The organism is Candidatus Paceibacterota bacterium (assembly GCA_028714275.1).
Lineage (GTDB): Bacteria > Patescibacteriota > Minisyncoccia > Phycocordibacterales > CAINVO01 > CAINVO01.
This window is the reverse complement of record JAQTMP010000007.1, coordinates 1-19,731: the sequence shown is the minus strand read 5'-3', so window position 1 is coordinate 19,731 and position 19,731 is coordinate 1. Positions and strand designations below refer to the sequence as shown.

The window sequence follows — 19,731 nt, the reverse complement described above, 5'->3', positions numbered from 1 at the left end:
CTCTATTTTAGATACTCAGGCGTGTTGACGCTCATCCATTCCATGACTGTCCTCATGGTAGCTGGGGCGCCGGAAGCGTAGTGAGCCGGGCCGGGCTCAAGCAAAAGCACAAAAGCATAATCTGGGCTCTGGTAAGGATAAAAACCCGTCACCCAGGAGTTGACGTACTGTTTTTGAGTGCCTAGCTCGGCGGTACCAGTCTTGGCGGCAATAGCCACCTGAGGCATTGAGAGGCCTTGTACTGTGCCAGCTGTGACTCCCAGCCTCATACCATCTCGTACATCCTGATAGTAAGCAGGGTTGATGGAAGCTAAAATGGTGGATGAAGCTACGGACGGACTATTGGCAGGATCGGATTTCAAAATACTAGGGGTAATCAGATGACCGCTGTTGGCAATGGCCGCAACAGCTCGCACTGCTTGAATAGGTGTGACTTGAAAACCATACTGACCAATGGCCGTGTGATAAGTGTCTCCCAGTCTCCACGGCTCTCCATTAAAATTGGCGGCCTTCCATTCTGGACTTGGAATAGTGCCTTTCTTTCCGCTAAAAAAAGTTCCATCAAGTGAAGTGCCGAAGCCAAAAAGGCTGGCGTATTTTTCTAGATTGGAAATATTCAAACCTTTTTGATTTTGATAGCCGCCCCCTATTTCGTAGAAATAAACATCTGAAGAAACAGAAAGAGCTTCCATCAAATTGGTCCAGCCATTGACCCTCCAATCTTTGAAAACTGTCTCCGTACCAGGTTGGTAGGGGTTTGGAATGGAAATAGATCCCGTACTCAAAATTTTTGTTTGGGCATCGATCACCCCTTCATTCAAAGCTCCGATAGCAAAGATAGGCTTGATGATTGAGCCAGGAGTATATAGCCCTGTCGTCACCCGATCAAGAAAAGGATTGTTTTTGTCATTTAAATAGGCCTTTATTTTTGCCTGATCACTTTTCTCGGTCATGACATTGGAATTGTATTCGGGGTATGAAACCATAGCCAACACCTCTCCGGTATGAATATTCATCAAGACCCCAGCCCCACCGTCGAAGCCTGAAGTCTGGGCTGTATTGGCAATAGCGTCATACATTTCATGCTGAACACGGGCATCAATGGAAAGTGTTAAATTGTCGCCTTTTTTGGGCGGACGAATCGTGCTTTCGGACAAAGCATTCCCTGTCGCGTCGGTCTCTGTGATTTTTAAGCCATTTTCACCAGCGAGCGATGTATTGTAAAATTTTTCCAAGCCATCACTGCCTGTCAGGGTATCGTCATAGTAAAAACCAGAACTATCCTTGGCGGGATAATTGACATAGCCCAAGAGGCCGGAAAAACCTGACAGGTCAATATAATTACGCAATGAAAAATCACTGCTGGTGGCATTGACTTCATTCCAAGCCAGAGGCGTGCCCATGCGATCATAGATCACTCCGCGCTCAGCAAAAACTAGGGCGTTGTGCAGACGATTTTTCTCACTAATATCCTTGAAGCTTTGACCATGAGCAATCTGGACTGACCAGAGTTTTCCTAAAAAAATAAGACCAATGAGAGCGAAGACTCCGCCAATCACTAGAATATTGCGGCGAGGGATTGGTTTTTCCATCCGACCCTCAAATTGGTCATTGTTGAACTCCGGAAGATTGCTTGAATCAAGAAAAATCTCGTCCGGGTTGATTTCGTGGTTTTTGTGACGGTTAATATTTCGAGCCATTCAGGAATTGTACCCTTTTTCGAATAAAGAATGAAATAACCAGCCAAATCAAGGCCGAAAGCTCAAATCTGAAGCCCCCATAAATAAAATCTAGGATCCAACCAAAGACGATGACTTCCAAGTAAAGTGGAAAAAAGAGCGTGGCGAAGATGCCGAGAATCACGCCCAGCCACCAGGGAGTAGCAAAAGTCACGAATAAAATCACGATATCTGCAACCAGACGCATCCCATAGATTTGCCAAAAGTTTTTGGAAAAATTGTAGGATTGAGACATAAAAAATATTTTTAATTAATTTTATCTGCTCTGATCTATGGCGACAGAAACTAATCTTAGATTGTTGACATTGATCGGCTGTTGAAAATAAAGATAGAGAAAAGCATCCCCAGTTGTTCCGTCAATGTGATCAATCGTGCCTAAAACTATAGGAGAGAAATGCGACGTGGTCACCACATCGCCCACGGCTGCGCCGGCATTTTGAGGAAGCTTGATCCGGTAACCTCCACCCCCTAGACCTTCGGCCACCGCTGGTACGGTAGTACTCCCCTCACTGATCAAGACATTAGTCGACTGACCACTAGAAGAAAAAAGAGTAATCCGGCTGGTATCCGTAAAAACCTCTGTCACCGTCCCCACTGCCAAAGTGCCAGCGGCATAGACAATATCTCCTTCTTTTAAGCCGCGGTCTGCCCCTGCATCAATAATAAAAGTATCGTAAGGAGAAAGTGGAGGCCGAGTGATGAGAGCGGCAGCAAGGCGAGTCTCTTTTGGATTTAGAGGATGGTTGAGCATTTCTCTGAGCGATTCGTTTTCTTGAGCCAAGACATCTCGATCAGCCATAGCTGCCGCCTGCTCTGCGACCTGACTTTTTAACTGATTGTTTTCAGCCACCAGGTCGCTTCTTGAAGAAGTGATGGCGCTAAACAAAAGAGAAGTGCTGCCTTCCGCACTATGCACCAAGAATTGCAAAGGCTGAGCAATAGAAAAAACTAGACTGGCAGTAAAATTTGGAGCCCAACGACGCAAAGCCGAAAAAAATCCCAAGATGACTAGAGCACTCACAACGAGAACAATAAAATAATGACTGTGTTTGTTTCGACGGCTATCGCTTTGGAGGTAAGTCATCTTCGTTTTTAATTAAAATATCATCAAACTGATCAAGGTCTTCTAAAATGATGCCCGCACCACGAGCCACAGCCGTAAGAGGATCTTCGCCCACATAGACCGGAATACCAAGATGATCTTGGAGAAGTTCGCGTAAGCCTTTGATCAATGCTCCTCCCCCAACAAGGTGAACGCCTTTATGCATAATATCTGAAAGGATTTCTGGCGGAGTGGTCTCGAGCACTTCTTTGACCGCATCGATAAGGTTGCCGACAGACTGCCCAATTGCTTCCCGAATGTCTGAATCCGTCACCACTACTTCCCGAGGAAGACCTGTGACTAGATCACGGCCGCGAATTGAAGCTTCAAGCGGCGGCTGCGCTGGGATGACAGCCCCGATGGCCATCTTGATAGTCTCAGCGGTTTTTTCTCCAATTAAAATTTTAAATTCGCTGCGAATATAAGAAATGATGTCGGTGTTTAATTTGTCGCCGGCAATTTTCAAACTCTTGGCCCGGACAATCCCACCAAGAGAAATGACAGCAATGTCAGACGTGCCGCCACCAACGTCGATGATCATGCTTCCAATGGCCTCCTTGACTGGAAGACGAATACCGACAGCCGCGCACATCGGCTCCTCCACGATGTGCACTTCGCGGGCACCTGCGTTTTTGGTGGCGTCGCGCACAGCGCGACGCTCCACGTTTGTAATCCCGGTAGGCACACCCACTACTACTTTGGGACCGAGCATTTTTTTACTATAACCTTCGGCTTTTTTTATCAGGTATGAAATCATTTCCTCAGTCACCTCAAAATCAGAAATCACCCCGTCTACCAAGGGTCGAATAGCCACAATGTGTCCTGGAGTGCGGCCTAGCATGTCTTTAGCCTGTTGACCAACCGCCACCACCCGGCCGGTTTTTTGGTTGACGGCGACCACTGACGGCTCATTGAGAACAATTCCCTTGCCAGACACATAGACTAGAGTATTGGCGGTACCGAGATCGATCCCGATGTCGTTGGAAAGCATGCTCAGAAATTTTCCGGTAAATTTTTTCATAATATTTTATAAAAGTTTTCTTATAGGCTTGATTCGTTGACATATGACACTTCTCCTGTCGCTCTATCCTTCACCTCAATCTGTCCGCTTTGAATCGTTTTCTCACTGATGATAATGCGACGTGGAATCCCGATCAGATCTGCGTCGGCAAACTTTTCTCCCGGACGCAACGTCCTTTCGTCGTATAAGACTGTTTTTCCGCTCCTTTCAAGAGTAGCCACTATATCGTCCGCATATGATCGGACACTTGGATCTGTCGAGAGCAGGATAACATGCACGTCAAATGGTGCAACACTAGCCGGCCAGACGAGTCCCTTTTCGTCCGAAAGGACCTCCACTATGGTACCCATGACGCGAGGCAATCCTATACCATAACTGCCCATAAAGACAGGCTGGGAAGCTCCGGCCTCGTCTGTAAACTTTAGCTCCAAAGCCTCAGAAAAGCGCGTACCGAGAGTGAAAATATTACCGACTTCAACTGCCTTTTCCTCAGTCAGAGATTCGCGGGCGATACCAAGCTCTTTTAAGGATTCGTCGTTTAACACCTCAGAGTTGATAGCAATCCCCCTTTCCTTGTTTACATAAATAGTATCTTCTCCTGCATCGGTCAGTGTCTGAAATTCGTGTGAATATTTACTAAAAATGCCTCCCGAAGCAAAGGTAACGTAGGTCCTATCACCGAGTCCTGCCTTTTTAAAAATATTTAGATAAGCTTGTTTGACTTTTTCATAGAAAGCGTTGTGTTCTTCCTCCGAGCGGGTAAATGAATAGAGGTCCTTCATCAAAAATTCACGGCCACGCATGATGCCGCTCTTGGCCCGTGCTTCATTGCGAAATTTTGTCTGAAACTGATAGGCATACACCGGAAGGTCACGGAAGGAACGGATGTGATCCTTCATGAGATTGGTCAGAGGCTCTTCGTGGGTGATAGCCAGCGCAGTCTCCGCTTCATTTTTAAATTTTGTTTTGAACCAATTGTCTACTACTTCATCGCTCCATCGGCCAGTCTTTTCCCAAAGATTTTTATCCTGCAAGGCTGCCAGCTGAAGCTCCACCGAGCCTAGGGCATTGAGTTCTTCACGAATGATGTTTTGGATCCTTTCAATCACCCGTAGACCCAGAGGCAAATACGAGTAAACGCCTGCCATGTCCTTGTGAATGAAGCCTGCCCGAATCAAAAGCTGAGCATTTTTGGCCACCTCGTCTTTTGGGGCATCATGACGAGTCCGGGTAAAAAGTTGAGATTGTAACATTGCACTATTGTACTTGAAAAGGAATAACGGGTCAAAATATCTGAGGGCCCACTTTTGGAGCACGGATAAATCCTTGCTAGGATTTTCCTCGTGCTCGCTCCGTCGAGTCTCGCAAGTCTCCAAAAGTGGGCTCTCAGATATTTTGGCGCCACACTCATTGTTGACAAACATGGGTACACATTGTAATTTTAGAGGAGACAAACTGAAAGTAAATATGAAAAAAGAGAATGAACATAAGTTTAGGCTCACAAACTACGGAATATTGATCATCTTCCTCATGTCGGTCCGGGTCGGATGTTATATTCTCCTGGCAGCCTTCGTGTTTGAGCTTCTGACCGCGATGTACGTGGCCGCCAGGGCCACGAGGCTCTGCAATCTGGCCATCTTTTTGGTGGCCACTTGGAGTATCTTCAAGGAGGACCTCTTCACCCTCACTTTCGAGCCAAGGGAGGAAAAAAACCAATTGGATTAGTGACAGCCAGAACAATTGGCCCCGCTTGCCGCAAGCGGGGCCAATTTTACTTCACTCCTATTTTAAAATACAGATTTATTTTTTAATGAAAAAGCTTCACCACATCACTCAGAGTAACCACTAGCATCAAAAGAAGGAGGAGACCAAAGCCAATCGCGTTGGCTGTGTTGGCTATTTTAGGAGAAAGGCGTGAGCCTTTTATAGATTCAATAATGATGAAGAGAATGCGTCCCCCATCGAGGGCAGGAAAAGGTAAAATATTGATCACCGCAAGATTGATCGAAATAAAGGCTGTGAAGGAGATGAGATAGGCCCAGCCGTATTGAGAAGCCTGACCCACCATACCCACAATCCCCACCGGTCCACTGACTTGAGAGAGATGCGCCTGACCAGTGAAAGCCTGCGCAATAAATTTGGCTAGACCAACTGTAGTTTCTTTGATAATGATTCCTGTAGTCTTAGCGCCCTCATAAAAAGATTGGAGAAAACCAAACTTCACGATACCGACAGTATCCATGCCTAGACCGATCGCATACGTATCAGCACTGATTACTCCTTTTTCTGGAATCACCTGGACTGCTCTCGATTCACTGGCACTAGTCTTATCCAACACATTCAAAATCACAGGTTTGCCTTGACTCTCGGCCACCGCTTGCTGAATCGATGAAACGCTCAAAGTCGAAGTGGCGGCGTTGAGTCCCACAATAATGTTGCCTGTTTTCAATCCGGCCTTTTCAGCCGGTCCTCCTTTGATAACCCCCGTGACGATCACCTGAGTATGAGAAATGGTGGATGAGCTATACCCAGAAGCAAAACCAGCCGAGGTGGGCATGCCTGACATGAGCGAAAAAGAAATCAAAAGCCAAGCAAAAATAACATTACAAGAAACACCCGCAATCAGGACTAGGACCTGTGACCATTTGCTTTTATTGACCATGCTGCGCTGGCTATCCGGACCGGTGAGGGATTCTTCGTCTGGATTTTCTCCAAAAATTTTGACATACCCCCCGAAAGGGATCAGATTGATGGCGTAGACGGTCTCCCCTTTTTTAAAGGACCAGACCTTTGGCGGAAAACCAATGGCAAACTCGTCCACGCGGATACCTTGCCATTTGGCCACTAAAAAATGACCCAGTTCGTGGACAAAAACCAAGACAGCAATGATGATTAAAAAAAAGATGATGGCCATATAAACTAAGACTGAATTTCCTTTTCTTTTTTAGCGGATAGTTCTTCGAGTTTTTTATAGGCATCCTGGACAATCTTCTCCATTTCTGTTTTCAGGCGATTGCGTTCATCTTCGGTCAACTCTCCATCGCGCTCTTTAGCCTGGATATCCTTCCAGATTTTTTCTCGCTCCAGGCGGATAGCTACCTTGGCGTCTTCAAGTTTTTGATTAACAATTTTGATGAGCTGAGTACGACGCTCACCTGTAAGTTCTGGAAAAAGCACTCTGAGGCCTTTTTCATCCACCACCGCAGAGACACCGAGATTTGAGACAAGGAGTGCCTTTTCAATAGCAACTACGTTTGAGGCGTCCCAAGGACTAATGCGAATAGTCCGAGCGTCTTCTGTTGTAATAGTAGCCACTGAAGAAATGGGCATTTTAGCCCCATAAGACTCTACTTGGACACCGTCGAGAAGTGTGGGTGTAGCGCGGCCAGTACGTACCCCCGCAAACTCCTTAGCCAGCCACTGCTCTGTTTCCTTGGTTTTGTTTTGAAAAGTTGTAAATGAATATGCCATATGGGTGTATTGTAGCAGAGAGAAAAATAAAGGCAAAATTAAAGGCTGAAAAAAGTGAGAGCGGTCCCTAAAGCTGCGGCGCAAAAAGGGCCGCCGCCTCAAGTAAAAGCTTGGCTGAAGATGACCGGTCATGACTATAGTCGGCCGCCCGGTCAATCAAGGCAAAGCCCGCGCGCTCATCGTCAGACATTTTAGCTAAGGGTTTTATTTGATAGATTTCTTTTTCAATATTTTTAATAAAATTTGAAACGTCAGATTTTTGGATTTTTTCTTTTTCAAGCTCGCCAGTGATTTTTTTCACCATTGCTAATCGCTCAGCGTGAGAGCTCTTTAAAAAATCTTTGCTGAACGGAAATGACGACTCGACTGGGTTGATATTCTTATCTGTAGCCTTATTTATATCGACAACAAAAGGAAAAACCACGGCACGGGAGAGTACGGTGGGAAGGAGGCGCGAGGCACTCGAGGTCAAAATAAAAAAATAGGTGCCGAGCGCCGGCTCTTCGAGAAGCTTGAGGAGTGCATTTTGCGCTTCGGTAGTAATAACATTGGCAGCCAGCACAAAGATCCGCGGACCCCCCGCTACGGAACGAAGCGAAGACATGTTGATCAGTTCCCTACTTTCGTCTACTCCAAAGCGTTCATAAATAACAGACCAAACATCCGGATTGCCCTGAATTTTTAAGTCCCAATTTTTTTCCAGCTGGAGAAATAACTCAGCAATCAAGCTAGAAAAGTCTACCCCATCAGTATTTTCTAAGATATAGGTGTGGTGGTGTCCTTGATTTAAAAAAGAATTGGCTGGCATATAAAATCTACCTCTTCGCAATAATACTTTTTTTATACGTATCCAAATGCTCGAGAGCCACGCCGGTGCCTTTGGCTACACAGTAGAGGGCATCGTCAGCGAGGACGGCTTTGACACCAGTGCGACGATAGACAAGCTCAGGCAAGTTGCGAAGCTGAGACGAACCGCCAGTCATGATGATACCCTGGTCAATAATATCTGAAGCCAGCTCGGGTGGAGTGTCTTGCAGCACGTCCTTGATTGCTTTAACCATATCTCGAAGCTCTTTACCGATAGCTTTGACAATTTCGTTAGTTTTAATTTCAACTGACCGAGGCAGACCCGTCAGGAAATCACGGCCCTTTATCATGAGGGCGATCTCATCGTCAGCTTCTACTGGTACAGCTGAACCAATTTTTATTTTAATATTTTCAGCGGTCTTATCTCCAATAGCAAGATTAAAAGTTTTTTTAATATAGTCGGCGATGGCCTCATCGATTCGATTGCCTGCACATTTTACAGAAGTCGAAGCCACTATGCCCCCGAGTGAAATCACCGCCACATCAGTGGTGCCTCCCCCAATGTCCACTATCATGTGGCCAATCGCTTCCTGGATAGAGATGCCCGCTCCAATTGCAGCAAGAATAGGCTCTTTGACCACATAAGCATTTTTGGCTCCGGCCTTGATAGCCGCTTCGATCACGGCCCGGCGTTCGGTCGAGGTGACTCCGGCCGGGACTGAGACCATCACATCAGGTTTAAATAAATTCCATTTACCGAGCGCCTTACCAATATAGTAGCGAAGCATCGCTTCGGTCACGCGATAGTCGGCAATAACCCCATCCTTCATCGGGCGGTACGCGATGATGCTGTCAGGAGTTTTACCAATCATTTCCTTGGCTTCATTGCCTACGGCCAGAATTTTATTGTCTATCTCGGAAACCGCCACCACGGATGGCTCATTTAAGACAATGCCGCGCCCAGGCAAAAAAACAAGCGTATTTGCCGTTCCAAGGTCAATCCCAAGTTTTTTAGTAAAGAGGGCCATTGCCCAGTATAGTAGCATACGCCTAGTTTTGGGGCTCTATTGACATATATATTGAACATGTTATAATCTGAAACAGATCTTCAAAAGTTATGCAAAGAAACATCGTCAGTTCAGTTTTGGTTCTTGTTCTTTTCTTCACCGTGGCCACCCTCAACGTCGCCCGCGCCGACGAGGCAAAATCTCCTCAACCGGCGGCAACCTATGATTACACGGACTCCTACACTTCTGGGGACACCCCGTATACCCAGAGCCCAGCCGGCATCGAAAAAATCAAGGTCTTTTATATTCCCCGATTTGAGGACGGTACTCATGTTGGAATCGAAGACGCCGTCAATAAATGGCTTGCCGACAGCAAAGAAAAAAAATACATCATCAAGTCAGATGTGACCGGGTTTCACGACATGGTCATCATCGTCTATCACTACATGGTCGTGACACAACCGCAGACGTCATCTGTGGAAAAGTCCACGAAGAAATAACAAAAAATTAAAACCAACCAAAAAGCGTCACCCTTCCCCCGTGGTGACGCTTTTTTCTTTACATTACTATTGTGGATGAACAATTAAACACTAGTACAAACTCACTTCTTTTGGGAGACCCCGCAGCCAAAGCGTTGGCGAGGATAAGGAAAATTTCACCAGAAATTTTCCGTGTCTCCCAAAAGAAGTGAGTTTGTACTAGTGTTAGATTTGTCCTCCCACCCCTTTCCATGCGAATATATAGGAAATGTATATCCTGACTGTCATACCTATAGCTCGAGGAGTGTTCAAGGACACTCTTTCATATTTTAGTGCCAACCCTCTCGAACGCGGGCTTTTGATCAGCGTACCGGTGAGAAATAAAAAAGTGCCTGCCTTGGTAGTGGAAGTAATAGATGCCGAAACAATCAAAGGAGACATTAAGTCTCTGTCTTTTGCCACTAAAAAAATCAGCGGCGCGGGGAAAACATTGCTGCTTCCCTCTTTTCTTCATGCCGCTGAGAGCGCCGCTCAATATTTTGTGGCCCCCAAAGGAGCGGTGCTAAATCGTCTGATCCCCGCAGCTATTTTAAATAATAAAGAAATAAAAACCAGAAAAGTAAAAAATAAAAAAACCGAAGCCGACACCCGGAAATCAATTTCTAAAAAAGCGGGAGGACTCTCAGAAAAATGTGTTGTTCAAATGAGCGATGAAGATCGTCATGCTACTTACAAAAGTCTGGTGCGAGAAAATTTTGCTCGCAAACATTCAACTCTTATTATTTCACCGACTATAGAGGAGACTAAAAAACTTTTTGAACAACTCAGCAAGGGCATCGAGCACCGGACTTTTATGCTTCACAGCGGATTGACGCCAAAAACTCAGACCTCCACTTGGCAAGCCGCCGAGTCCGATGAGCAGCCTGTCCTCATCATCGCTACTGGACTTTTTGCCGGGATTCCGCGCGACGACATCGACACGGTCATCCTTGAACGTGAGTCGTCGCGCGCCTACAAGCTTGGCTTTGCCCCTTTTATTGATCTCCGCTTTTTTATTGAAAAATACGCAGAGCTTCGCAAAGCTAAGCTTATCCTGGGTGATGTGCTGCTCAGAGTTGAAACTCTTGTCCGTCATCAAGCTGGCGAGCTCATCGAGCTCTTTCCTTTAAAAAATCGCATTCAGCATCAAGCCGAGACTCTGCTGATAGACATGAAAAAACCCAGTCAGCCTGAAGCTATCAAGGTTTCAGGGCAAAAAATGATCATCAGAACCTCGGATGGTTCCATCCTCAAAACCTCCCAAGGAAAAATCGTAGACGAAGAAACTAAGCCGGCAAAATTCAAAATCTTTAGTGAAGAGCTCGAGTCTCTTATTTTATATAGTCTAGAAAAAAAACAAAGCCTCTTTTTGTACTGCCAGCGGCGGGGTCTCTCCCCCTCAATCGTGTGCGGAGATTGTGGCACGACAGTCTTGTGTAAAAATTGCAGTGCTCCAGTGGTACTGCATCAGTCAAAAGGCGAACGTTTTTTTCTTTGTCATCATTGTGGAGAGCGCCGAAGCGCCGCTGAGCGGTGTGTTCATTGCGATAGCTGGAAGCTTGTCACCCTCGGTATTGGCATTGATACGGTAGCCGAAGCCTTGCAAAAACTCTTCAAAGAAAAAGGCGTAGCCGCACCGCTTATTTTCAAAATTGATCGAGACAGTGCTCCGACAGAAAAGCTTGCGAGTCTTGTAGCTGAAAAATTTAGAGCCGAAAAAAGCTCTATCCTCATTGGCACCGAAATGGCTTTACCCTATCTAGGTCAGGATGAAAAAAATATGGTAGACAACACAGCCATTGTTTCGCTTGATTCACTTTTTGCTCTGCCGGATTTTCGCATCAACGAACGCATCATGCATACCCTCATCACCCTGCTTTCGCGCACCAAAAAATATTTTTTGATCCAGAGCCGCATGGCTGATCAACCCGTCCTCGATCTGGCCCTCCAGGGGAATCTCACTGATTTTTATCGTCAGGAATACGAAGCGCGTAAAAGCATCGCCTATCCGCCCTTTTCCACTTTCATTAAAATCAGCCTCGAAGGTCCTCGCGAAAAGATTAACCGAGAAATGCAGGGTCTCAAAACCCAGCTCGAAAGCTACGAACCCTATATTTTTCCGGCTTTTATCGCTACTATCGGAGGCAATCACCGCCTCCACATGCTCATCCGCCTGCCTTCAGAAAAATGGCCGGATGAAAAACTTTTTACCCTACTGATGGGTTTGCCCCCGCATTTCAGCTTAAAAGTAGACCCCGAAAGTTTGCTTTAGATTTTTGGGTTTGCTTTAGCAACAAAATTTCTTTATATTTAAAACAAATGCCCAAAACACCCCGTGATATAGATATAGTCCAGAGCGGAGAACCTGTTCTACGCAAAGTAGCAACCCCTGTAGCCCTAGAAGAAATAGAAAGCCTCAGGATCCAGCGCATCATTGAAAAAATGAAAGCAGCGCTTGATTCTCAGGATGATGGAGTGGCTATTGCCGCTCCTCAGATTGGCGAATCAGTGAGGATTTTTGTGGTTTCAGGTAAAGTTTTTTCGGGTTTTTTTGAGCACTCTGAAGATGCATCAAAAAAACCTAAACCCCTAAAAGACGAAGTCTATATCAACCCGGAAATCATTAAAATATCCAAGGACCGCAAAACTGTCGAGGAAGGCTGCCTCTCGGTCAGATGGCTTTACGGCAAGACTAAGAGAGCCAGCCGAGCAACTATTCGAGCCTACAATGAGCGCGGCCCCACCGGCTTGCTGGCTCAGATTTTTCAGCACGAAACCGATCATCTCAACGGTATTCTCTTCATAGACCACGCCAAGGATATCCATGAGCTTCCACCCGAAGACCCTTCAGCTAAAAAATAAAATGAAAATCGCATTTTTTGGCACCTCCCAATTTTCAGTTGATGTTCTCAACACTCTCAAGGAAAGGGATATCGTACCTGACGTCATTGTGACTCAGCCTGACAAGCCTCGAGGCCGAAAAATGATCCTCACCCCTCCCCCAGTCAAAGAGTGGGCCAAAAAAATTAAAATTTTTCAACCCGAAAAGCTAGACTCCACTTTTGTGGAATCCCTCCAAGCTGAAAAGTGTGATATTTTCATTCTCGCTTCGTACGGTAAAATAATTCCAAAAAATATTTTGGATCTGCCTACACATGGCACCCTCAATATTCACCCCTCACTGCTTCCCCACTACCGTGGGGCTGCCCCTCTCCAGGAGGCCATCCTGCACGACGACAAAAAAACTGGCGTGACGATCATGCTGATGGATGAGCTGATGGATCATGGCCCCATCCTTGCTCAGAAAGAAATCCCTGTCCTACCTTGGCCGCCAACAGTCAATACCCTTTCGACTATTTTGGCCCAAGCTGGGGCTAAGCTCCTGGCAGATATTTTGCCGGACTGGCTTGCTGGGACTCTCACTCCTCAGCCTCAGGACCACACCCAGGCCACCTTTACCCGAAAAATATCCAAGGCTGACGGCCTGCTAAAAATTTCCGACGATCCTTATAAAAATTTTCTTAAGATTCAGGCCTATGAAGGCTGGCCGGCCACTTATTTTTTTGCTACTTCAACTCACACAAATAAACCGGTCCGTATTGGAATAAAAAAAGCGACTTTTGCGGATGGAAAATTAATTCTCCAGCGAATAGTCCCAGAAGGGGGCAAAGAAATAGACTTCCGAGCGGAAGATTGGATTAGTCAGTGACGATAGTGATATTTTGATCCTTCAAAAGCTGAGCGTAGTCCTGAGCCTGTTTTGCAATATAAAATAAAGTCAAAGCCACCCCGAGACATCCTATCAACACGAAAATGCTCAGCCAATTGTCAGCTTTTTCATACCACAAAAGCTTTACGGAACGGATATTTTGATCTTCCATCATTTAGTAGCTAGCGACCAATAATCCCTTTGATAATATTTTTAATTTTCTGACCGCTGCGTCGGATAAAGTGCTGACGCTTTTCTTTCGAGGTGCGAAGCTCTGCCAAAAGCTCATCCTTGACTTCATCTATAGCAGTGTAGAGGTCTACACTCTCGGCTTCTGCCTGGGCATCGTGATGCGGAGAAGAAAGTCTCACCGACACTCGGAAAACATCCCCGGTACGATGGCGATTGCTGACCTTTCCCAAGTCCACTTCCACTAAAATTGTTTCCTCAGATGAAATAAATTTTTTGATCGCTCCCATTCTCTTTTCCAAATAATCCGTAGTCGCTGGAGTGATCTCAATGTTTGTGGCTTTTGTTTGAATGTTCATATTGATTTGATTATACCAATAATGTCCTGTGGGCTCAATGATATATTATCAATCATTTTCTATATGCTCAACCGCAAAAATCTTACTCGGCGAATGATGGCCGCTAGTCAGGCGGACCATAAAGCGTGCTTGAGCCTGAGCTGAAAAATGGCCCAAAAAATGCTCGCGCACCAGCTCTATGACTCGCTTATTGGCTCGATTACCTTCGGCTGGCTCCTTGACCTGCACCTCAAAATACCCCGGCTTGGTTTCCAGAAATTTTTCCTTGCCCGCCCCAGCGTAGACTCGCACGTGGATGTACATGGATGTATTATACACCTACACGTTATATTTGCTTTTTGAGTATTTTTTGCTATGCTTTCAACGTTCTTTACAAAAGAAACATTCCCCTGTAGCTCAGCGGTAGAGCAATCGACTGTTAATCGATTGGTCGTAGGTTCGATCCCTACCGGGGGAGCATAGTAGAAAAAACAGATGAAAACTCGTCTGTTTTTTCATTTGGGGCTTTATATACAACACAGTTTTTAGGTTCGAACTCTGGGTTAATTTCTTTTGCACGTTTTATACCTTCAACAAGCTTTTCAATAGCAATATCGTTGGTAATACTAAGTTCTTTATCATTCCAGACTAGGTTCGAACCGAGTTGTGAAAGTATATTTCGTTTCTGTTGAATTGTTCCATTCTCAAGAACTTTTTTCATACACAGGGTTAAATCTACTATTTCATTCATCCGTGAGTACCAATCAACATTCCCTGCATCATCAGATTGTGCGTACTGTCTTTGTAATCCTTCTACATCAGCTCGATACTCATCATCAGTGATCTGGTTATCTCGAAGCATCTCACGCAATCTTATTTTCTTTTTTTCGAACTCAACCCTATTATTTTCTGCTAGTTTTTTCTTAAAAATTACATCATTGAGCTCCTTCAATTTTAATTCCTCAAGGTATTGTCTAGACCATGAAGCAAGTTCCTCTGAAAAAGTTAGATTCAAATCTATGTACTCACCAAGCTTTTCCACAATATCCTTCTCGGAAATGGCCTTATAAGGTTCTCCTGTTTTTTTCTTTTTTACGTTGTAATAGAAAGTGTAATCAAGATATCTTGGATTTTTGAGTTTATTTATTTCAGCATTACAGGATGGGCAATGTGTTCGGTTCAGATAAGAAAACTTTTTCTTACAATCACAAATTAGCTGATACTTCACGTCTTGTCCTATAAAATTGCCTTCATCAGATGTTAAAAAGCCTGAAAAAGTGGTTTTGTGTTCTTTAAACTTAGGAATATTATTTCTTGCTAAAATAATTTTAATCTTATTATGTTGATCCTCAGTGATTAATCTAGGGAGACCAATGTCCAGTTCGTAACGTTGACCTCCATAGGAGAAGAACCCGGCATAAATCGGATCTTTTAGGATTTCATATATACGAGACCATGTGATAAGAGCCCCTCCACACCTCTTACGAGGCACTGTAGTCAATTTAAGCACTTCTATAGCATACTTATAGAGCTTTCCCGCAGAATATGTCCCTGTGAGAAACATATCTAAAAGGATTTTTATTTGACTTAATCTTACCTCATCGACTATCCATTTTCTGTTACCTTTTTCTTCGGTTTTGTCGTTAAGAAAACCCAATGAAGCAACCCCATGAGGAATGCCTTTCAATGCTTTAGTTTTTTGTCCTTCTTTTACCATATCTCCTTTATCATCACTGTCTTTTTTTGAAAAAATAAGTTCAATAGCAATCATCATTTTATCTGTAGATGATGATGTATAGCAGGTTGAATTGGGAGTTCTTATGTATAAAAGTTTTTTATCATCCATTAGAGAAATAACATGTCCTGCATCTACTGGATTTCTTGAAATACGATTTGCCCGAATAACCAGTATTGCATTTGCTTTACCAGATTTAATGAGACACATCATTTCATCAAAACCTTCACGTCCTATTTTGAACGCACTCTTGCTTTCAGAAATAACTTTTATAATTTCTAGGTTGTTTCTTTCTGCATGCTCTTTTAGTTCTCTTATTTGAGTATCAAGTGATTGTACTTGCTTGTCTTCACCTTCACTTGATTTACGACAATAAATTACATATTTTAATTTACTTGTGTCTAGGTTGTTATAATTATTCATAAACAAAAATGAGGTAACAACACCGTTCTTAATTGCTACACCAAGAAAAAGTCATTACCTCGTTCTTATTTACAAAAACCTAATTTCAATTAAATTAAGTTCTTATAATTATTCTTGGTGTAGCCATGCTATTTTAACATGTTTTCAATATCTCAAAAATAATCTTTTTTATTTTTGGAGACAGGAGTTACTAAAAGCCTATATAAATAGACCTCTTTACACAACTGCTTAGTGATTCTTTTATTCTCACCTCAAGCGCAGAAACTATATTTTCCTTATTCAATATCACTGTGACTGTGACATCACTACTGCAACTAGTGTGCTAGGTAGTATCGGGTAGGATTATAATTTTATGATGTTCCTATTTATCCCGCTTTCCTTTATTTTTGGAGCCAGAGAATGCTGTCTCTGGACATCATACTATAAAGTCTTCACATTTAATGGCTTCCAGAAGGGGGCTGTGAAGTTAGCCTACCTTGTCCTTCTAGATTTAAGGTTTTTACAAACCCTGAAGTAATTACAATGCTTTTATAATTAATTCAGGATTGATAATTTCTAGTTTCAAACTTTCTGCCAAGGCTATGAGTAATAAAAGACCTATTTTATTTACCTCGTCGTCTGACAATCCAAGCTGAAACCCTTCTCCGTATGATTTACTGAGGGCAATTCTTAAATCCTTAATTGCATTAGAACTTAAGTACATTTTTAGAGTGTTTACATACCCTGCAGATCCTCTAAATATCTGTAGATAAAAAGAAAAACCGAGGGTGTGGCCCTAGGTTATACTTTCTGTTGTTTACAAAAGTTTATAAACTTTTATATTTATAAATACCCCTTATTTATAGACGTAGTTTTGGTTGATGTTAAAATAAAATCCTTTATTCTTGTCTCTCCCGCAATAATACGGTTTACCGACTTTCCAGCCTGGTAGACCTTATTTTTAGGTACTAATTTTATATTTAGAGAAAATTGCCAATCTTCAAGTATGTCAGTATTTTCCCAAAGCCTAAACCTGTCTTTAAACAAAGTTCTTAAAAGGTCATGTGCATCACTATTTAAACTTTTTGAAATTAAGATGTCATCTCCTCTTAGAGTTAAAATGCTCTTTACATCGTCAAAACTTGTTTTTCTCTTATTAAGATTTTCTTTACTAACTTTATTTCTTAATGGTCTAAGTACTTTTAATTTTTCACGGACTTCCTTATTAATATTTGCAAGCTCTTGGTCTCCTATTGCATTAGGAAAATCAGGATTTTCAATAAGAAGTGGCCTCGACGAAATACTATCTGTTTCTAAAAATATCTCCTCTTCTTCTTTCGCAATTTCTTTATTTTTCTCAAGTAATTTTCTCGATGCAGTCCTCCATTTAATATACATTTTCCTAACATCATGATAATAAAAAAGGTTGATCTTTCCGTGTTGATTGGCTAGAGCCATATCTGTGTGCGCAGCAATGATTGTACCCTCCTCAATAAGTTTTTCAATCCCAATCTCAATGTCTAGATCGGGAATGTTTTTTAAATAGTCTTTTAATTTCATCCTGTATGAATCCATAATTTGACATTATACACCATTGACTCTTGGTTTTTGGGTCATTAAATGATAGATTAAAAACACAACTAAATATGGCCTAAACCAGCAAAAACTGGCATGGCAATAGTCTAGCCGTATAAGGCACAAAGAACCCATCGCAGGGTCTGCCTTATACGCCGTATCGGGAAACTGGTACGAGAGACTTCGGTCTCTACCTGTGATGGGCTTTTTGTATGTCCTCACATGGTTTTATCAGTTTTTCTTAAAAAAATGAAAAACAACCTATCGTGGATAGTCTTACTAGTTCTCGGTGTAATTCTGTGGATTTTTGATGCAATTGTAGGTGGTGTGTTTGGCAACATGTTCAACATATTAGCTCTTATACTTACAATTTTTGGTGTTATTGATTTCTTTAGAGCTGCTTTTAGAGGTTTTAAACCAGAGGAAAAAATTGAAGTAAAACCTGAAATTAAAGTTAGAAAACCTAAAGCAAAAAATTACTATTTGCTTCCCGCCTTACTCCTTGTGTGTATTTTGGTTTTAATAATTCTTTGGAGTGTCATTACTCAATAATAAAGATATGAAAACAAAATATAAGAATCTTCTTGTAATATTCTCGATCCTATTACTTATTTACGGAATATTCTTTTGGTACCCAGCTCACCTGAGAGCGGTGCACCTTGCAGAAGGGTGGGTTGATCCTAAAGGATGGGATTGTCCACAAGATCACCCCATTAAAGCAAACCTAAAAAGCATGATCTACCACCTTCCAGGTGATCCATATTGGAGTCGTACTGACGCAATGAATGGAGAATGTTTTGATTACGCATCACATGCTATGGCTAAGGGATTTCGTCCTATTTTTACAAGATAATAAATAATTAAAATGAAAAAAATACTTATATCATTCTTGCTAGCACTCTGTATTATTCCTTCCGTCACTTTTGGAGCTACCTTCAACCACAATCTTAGTTATGGAACGACTGGAACAGATGTATCTCAGTTACAACAGTTTCTTGCCTACGAGGGTCTGTACTCGGCACAGATTAGTGCCTACTTTGGTAATCTGACAAATAGTGCCTTGATTACTTTTCAACAGCAGCAAGGAATAGTTCCTGCTACTGGATACTTTGGAATAATCACTCGAACCAAAGCTAATGCAATTATTAGTGCTCACCCTGAGTGGACGACAACTCTTTCTACAACAAATCAATATACAAACACCTACGGGGCAAAGGTAAACAGTCCGAGTTATTCTTCAAATGGTATTCCTGCCGGAGCAACTGCACAGTGTAATGACGGCACATTTAGCTTTAGTCTACACCACAGTGGTTCTTGTTCTCATCACGGAGGGGTGTCATTATGGTTGCAGTAGAAAGTCATATGGAAAAAGACCCATTAAATCTTGATTCTCTAAATAATATAAAAAAGAATTGTAATGATTCTTTATGTCCAATTCATGGTTTATCCAAAGATGCAGGAAAGATGTGTACCGCAGTAAAGAAACGACTGCAAGAAATGGCGGTTGAAGCCTTGGAAGAAAGTGCCCGAGATTATAAACTTCGTATTCTTCTCATAGACGATGATGTTTTTGTAACCGATCTTTATGGGACTTGGCTTAAAGAGGCAGGCTATGAAGTTATACCCCTCCAGAGGCTTGAAAATGACCCTGTAACGGAGATATTTAACCTGGAGCCACATCTCATCATTTCAGACATTATGCGGCCAGAAATAAGCAGTTTAGAGGTTTTAAAGAGCCTTCGAAGAGATGAGCGAACAGCAAATATTCCTTTTGTGTTTCTTTCTAATAGTCTGGGATTTGTTAAATCTCAGGAACTACGAGACTTGGAGGTACTAGCTTTCATAACTAAAGCAAAGATCATCCCCTCAGAGTTTATTGTCCAAATTGTTGAGCTAATGGACAAACTCTACCCTCCGGGCCCAATACTGGAGATAAATGCCTACAAAAACCTACTCAAAAACAACCTGGATAAACCCACAAAAATTGTGGAGCTTTTTATTAAGCAAGCAATGTTTTGTAAGAAGAATGGTCAGGTTTATGAAGCAATCGAAGCATATAGCGACGCGTTTGATTATTTGTCTATGGAAGCCAAAAACTTTGCCGACAAAACAATTATC

General features: G+C 42.9%; 24 protein-coding genes and 1 tRNA gene. 10 read left to right on the top strand and 15 right to left on the bottom strand.

The features are described from left to right. Nucleotides 1-2 precede the first annotated feature (2 nt). Genes PHF79_01240 through PHF79_01220 form a run of 5 tightly spaced genes read right to left on the bottom strand, consistent with a single transcriptional unit; the run spans nucleotide 3 to nucleotide 5,115 of the window. The gene (locus PHF79_01240; protein MDD5318434.1) at nucleotides 3-1,700 is read right to left on the bottom strand and encodes a penicillin-binding transpeptidase domain-containing protein; all 1,698 of its coding nucleotides are present in this window, start codon (nucleotides 1,698-1,700) and stop codon (nucleotides 3-5) included. Beyond that, a complete protein-coding gene (locus PHF79_01235; GenBank protein ID MDD5318433.1) occupies nucleotides 1,684-1,974 on the bottom strand; it encodes a hypothetical protein in 291 nt (96 codons plus the stop codon). Before PHF79_01235 ends, PHF79_01240 begins: the two co-directional genes overlap by 17 nt. Before the next feature lie 21 nt (nucleotides 1,975-1,995). Further along, the gene (locus PHF79_01230; protein ID MDD5318432.1) at nucleotides 1,996-2,823 is read right to left on the bottom strand and encodes a rod shape-determining protein MreC; all 828 of its coding nucleotides are present in this window, start codon (nucleotides 2,821-2,823) and stop codon (nucleotides 1,996-1,998) included. Continuing rightward, the gene (locus tag PHF79_01225) at nucleotides 2,801-3,838 is read right to left on the bottom strand and encodes a rod shape-determining protein (protein MDD5318431.1); all 1,038 of its coding nucleotides are present in this window, start codon (nucleotides 3,836-3,838) and stop codon (nucleotides 2,801-2,803) included. The genes PHF79_01230 and PHF79_01225 overlap by 23 nt, the downstream gene beginning before the upstream one ends. Nucleotides 3,839-3,882: 44 nt before the next feature. Continuing rightward, a complete protein-coding gene (locus PHF79_01220; GenBank protein MDD5318430.1) occupies nucleotides 3,883-5,115 on the bottom strand; it encodes a His/Gly/Thr/Pro-type tRNA ligase C-terminal domain-containing protein in 1,233 nt (410 codons plus the stop codon). A 214-nt stretch (nucleotides 5,116-5,329) separates the two neighbouring features. Between PHF79_01220 and PHF79_01215 the strand changes: the two genes are divergently transcribed. Further along, the gene (locus tag PHF79_01215) at nucleotides 5,330-5,587 is read left to right on the top strand and encodes a hypothetical protein (GenBank protein MDD5318429.1); all 258 of its coding nucleotides are present in this window, start codon (nucleotides 5,330-5,332) and stop codon (nucleotides 5,585-5,587) included. 82 nt (nucleotides 5,588-5,669) lie between these two features. Here the strand turns inward: PHF79_01215 and rseP are convergent, their stop codons facing one another. The 4 genes from rseP to PHF79_01195 all read right to left on the bottom strand — a co-directional run bounded on the left by rseP (nucleotide 5,670) and on the right by PHF79_01195 (nucleotide 9,168). Further along, nucleotides 5,670-6,776, bottom strand: coding sequence for an RIP metalloprotease RseP (rseP, locus tag PHF79_01210; protein ID MDD5318428.1), 1,107 nt, complete (start codon nucleotides 6,774-6,776; stop codon nucleotides 5,670-5,672). A 5-nt stretch (nucleotides 6,777-6,781) separates the two neighbouring features. Then, on the bottom strand, nucleotides 6,782-7,333 hold the full coding sequence (gene frr, locus PHF79_01205; GenBank protein MDD5318427.1) for a ribosome recycling factor: 552 nt from the start codon (nucleotides 7,331-7,333) through the stop codon (nucleotides 6,782-6,784). Nucleotides 7,334-7,400: 67 nt separating this feature from the next. Then, nucleotides 7,401-8,141 (bottom strand): hypothetical protein, encoded by a 741-nt coding sequence (locus PHF79_01200; GenBank protein ID MDD5318426.1) that lies wholly within the window; start codon nucleotides 8,139-8,141, stop codon nucleotides 7,401-7,403. A gap of 7 nt (nucleotides 8,142-8,148) precedes the next feature. Continuing rightward, nucleotides 8,149-9,168 carry a rod shape-determining protein gene (locus tag PHF79_01195; GenBank protein ID MDD5318425.1) on the bottom strand — a complete coding sequence of 340 codons (1,020 nt, stop codon included), beginning with the start codon at nucleotides 9,166-9,168 and terminating at the stop codon, nucleotides 8,149-8,151. A gap of 89 nt (nucleotides 9,169-9,257) precedes the next feature. On the opposite strand from PHF79_01195, the gene PHF79_01190 reads away from it, so the two are divergent. The 4 genes from PHF79_01190 to fmt all read left to right on the top strand — a co-directional run bounded on the left by PHF79_01190 (nucleotide 9,258) and on the right by fmt (nucleotide 13,374). Then, the gene (locus PHF79_01190; GenBank protein ID MDD5318424.1) at nucleotides 9,258-9,647 is read left to right on the top strand and encodes a hypothetical protein; all 390 of its coding nucleotides are present in this window, start codon (nucleotides 9,258-9,260) and stop codon (nucleotides 9,645-9,647) included. 247 nt (nucleotides 9,648-9,894) lie between these two features. Beyond that, complete coding sequence (locus PHF79_01185; protein ID MDD5318423.1) at nucleotides 9,895-11,937, top strand: hypothetical protein; 2,043 nt, start codon at nucleotides 9,895-9,897, stop codon at nucleotides 11,935-11,937. Between the two features lie 47 nt (nucleotides 11,938-11,984). Continuing rightward, the gene (locus tag PHF79_01180) at nucleotides 11,985-12,527 is read left to right on the top strand and encodes a peptide deformylase (GenBank protein ID MDD5318422.1); all 543 of its coding nucleotides are present in this window, start codon (nucleotides 11,985-11,987) and stop codon (nucleotides 12,525-12,527) included. Nucleotide 12,528: 1 nt separating this feature from the next. After that, on the top strand, nucleotides 12,529-13,374 hold the full coding sequence (gene fmt / locus PHF79_01175; GenBank protein MDD5318421.1) for a methionyl-tRNA formyltransferase: 846 nt from the start codon (nucleotides 12,529-12,531) through the stop codon (nucleotides 13,372-13,374). Here fmt and PHF79_01170 read toward each other — a convergent pair. Genes PHF79_01170 through PHF79_01160 form a run of 3 tightly spaced genes read right to left on the bottom strand, consistent with a single transcriptional unit; the run spans nucleotide 13,364 to nucleotide 14,225 of the window. Then, the gene (locus tag PHF79_01170; GenBank protein MDD5318420.1) at nucleotides 13,364-13,549 is read right to left on the bottom strand and encodes a hypothetical protein; all 186 of its coding nucleotides are present in this window, start codon (nucleotides 13,547-13,549) and stop codon (nucleotides 13,364-13,366) included. The two genes, fmt and PHF79_01170, sit on opposite strands and share 11 nt — an antisense overlap. A 7-nt stretch (nucleotides 13,550-13,556) precedes the next feature. Continuing rightward, nucleotides 13,557-13,922 (bottom strand): ribosome-associated translation inhibitor RaiA, encoded by a 366-nt coding sequence (gene raiA / locus PHF79_01165; protein ID MDD5318419.1) that lies wholly within the window; start codon nucleotides 13,920-13,922, stop codon nucleotides 13,557-13,559. 48 nt (nucleotides 13,923-13,970) lie between these two features. Then, nucleotides 13,971-14,225 (bottom strand): DUF167 domain-containing protein, encoded by a 255-nt coding sequence (locus tag PHF79_01160; protein ID MDD5318418.1) that lies wholly within the window; start codon nucleotides 14,223-14,225, stop codon nucleotides 13,971-13,973. A gap of 82 nt (nucleotides 14,226-14,307) precedes the next feature. Between PHF79_01160 and PHF79_01155 the strand changes: the two genes are divergently transcribed. Further along, nucleotides 14,308-14,379, top strand: a tRNA-Asn gene (locus PHF79_01155). Here the strand turns inward: PHF79_01155 and PHF79_01150 are convergent. The 3 genes from PHF79_01150 to PHF79_01140 form a co-directional block, all read right to left on the bottom strand. Next, complete coding sequence (locus PHF79_01150; GenBank protein MDD5318417.1) at nucleotides 14,368-16,059, bottom strand: recombinase family protein; 1,692 nt, start codon at nucleotides 16,057-16,059, stop codon at nucleotides 14,368-14,370. The two genes, PHF79_01155 and PHF79_01150, sit on opposite strands and share 12 nt — an antisense overlap. A gap of 517 nt (nucleotides 16,060-16,576) precedes the next feature. After that, nucleotides 16,577-16,762, bottom strand: coding sequence for a hypothetical protein (locus PHF79_01145; protein MDD5318416.1), 186 nt, complete (start codon nucleotides 16,760-16,762; stop codon nucleotides 16,577-16,579). A gap of 119 nt (nucleotides 16,763-16,881) precedes the next feature. Beyond that, the gene (locus tag PHF79_01140) at nucleotides 16,882-17,613 is read right to left on the bottom strand and encodes a hypothetical protein (protein ID MDD5318415.1); all 732 of its coding nucleotides are present in this window, start codon (nucleotides 17,611-17,613) and stop codon (nucleotides 16,882-16,884) included. Between the two features lie 249 nt (nucleotides 17,614-17,862). Here PHF79_01140 and PHF79_01135 point away from each other — a divergent pair, with 249 nt between their 5' ends. From PHF79_01135 to PHF79_01120, 4 genes are all read left to right on the top strand, one after another. Further along, entirely contained in the window at nucleotides 17,863-18,165 is a 303-nt protein-coding gene (locus PHF79_01135) for a hypothetical protein (protein ID MDD5318414.1), read from the top strand. A gap of 7 nt (nucleotides 18,166-18,172) precedes the next feature. After that, the gene (locus tag PHF79_01130) at nucleotides 18,173-18,466 is read left to right on the top strand and encodes a hypothetical protein (GenBank protein MDD5318413.1); all 294 of its coding nucleotides are present in this window, start codon (nucleotides 18,173-18,175) and stop codon (nucleotides 18,464-18,466) included. A gap of 36 nt (nucleotides 18,467-18,502) precedes the next feature. After that, nucleotides 18,503-18,967 carry a DUF3761 domain-containing protein gene (locus PHF79_01125; GenBank protein ID MDD5318412.1) on the top strand — a complete coding sequence of 155 codons (465 nt, stop codon included), beginning with the start codon at nucleotides 18,503-18,505 and terminating at the stop codon, nucleotides 18,965-18,967. Between the two features lie 8 nt (nucleotides 18,968-18,975). Further along, on the top strand, nucleotides 18,976-19,731 hold a 756-nt coding region (locus PHF79_01120), incomplete at its 3' end, for a response regulator (GenBank protein MDD5318411.1).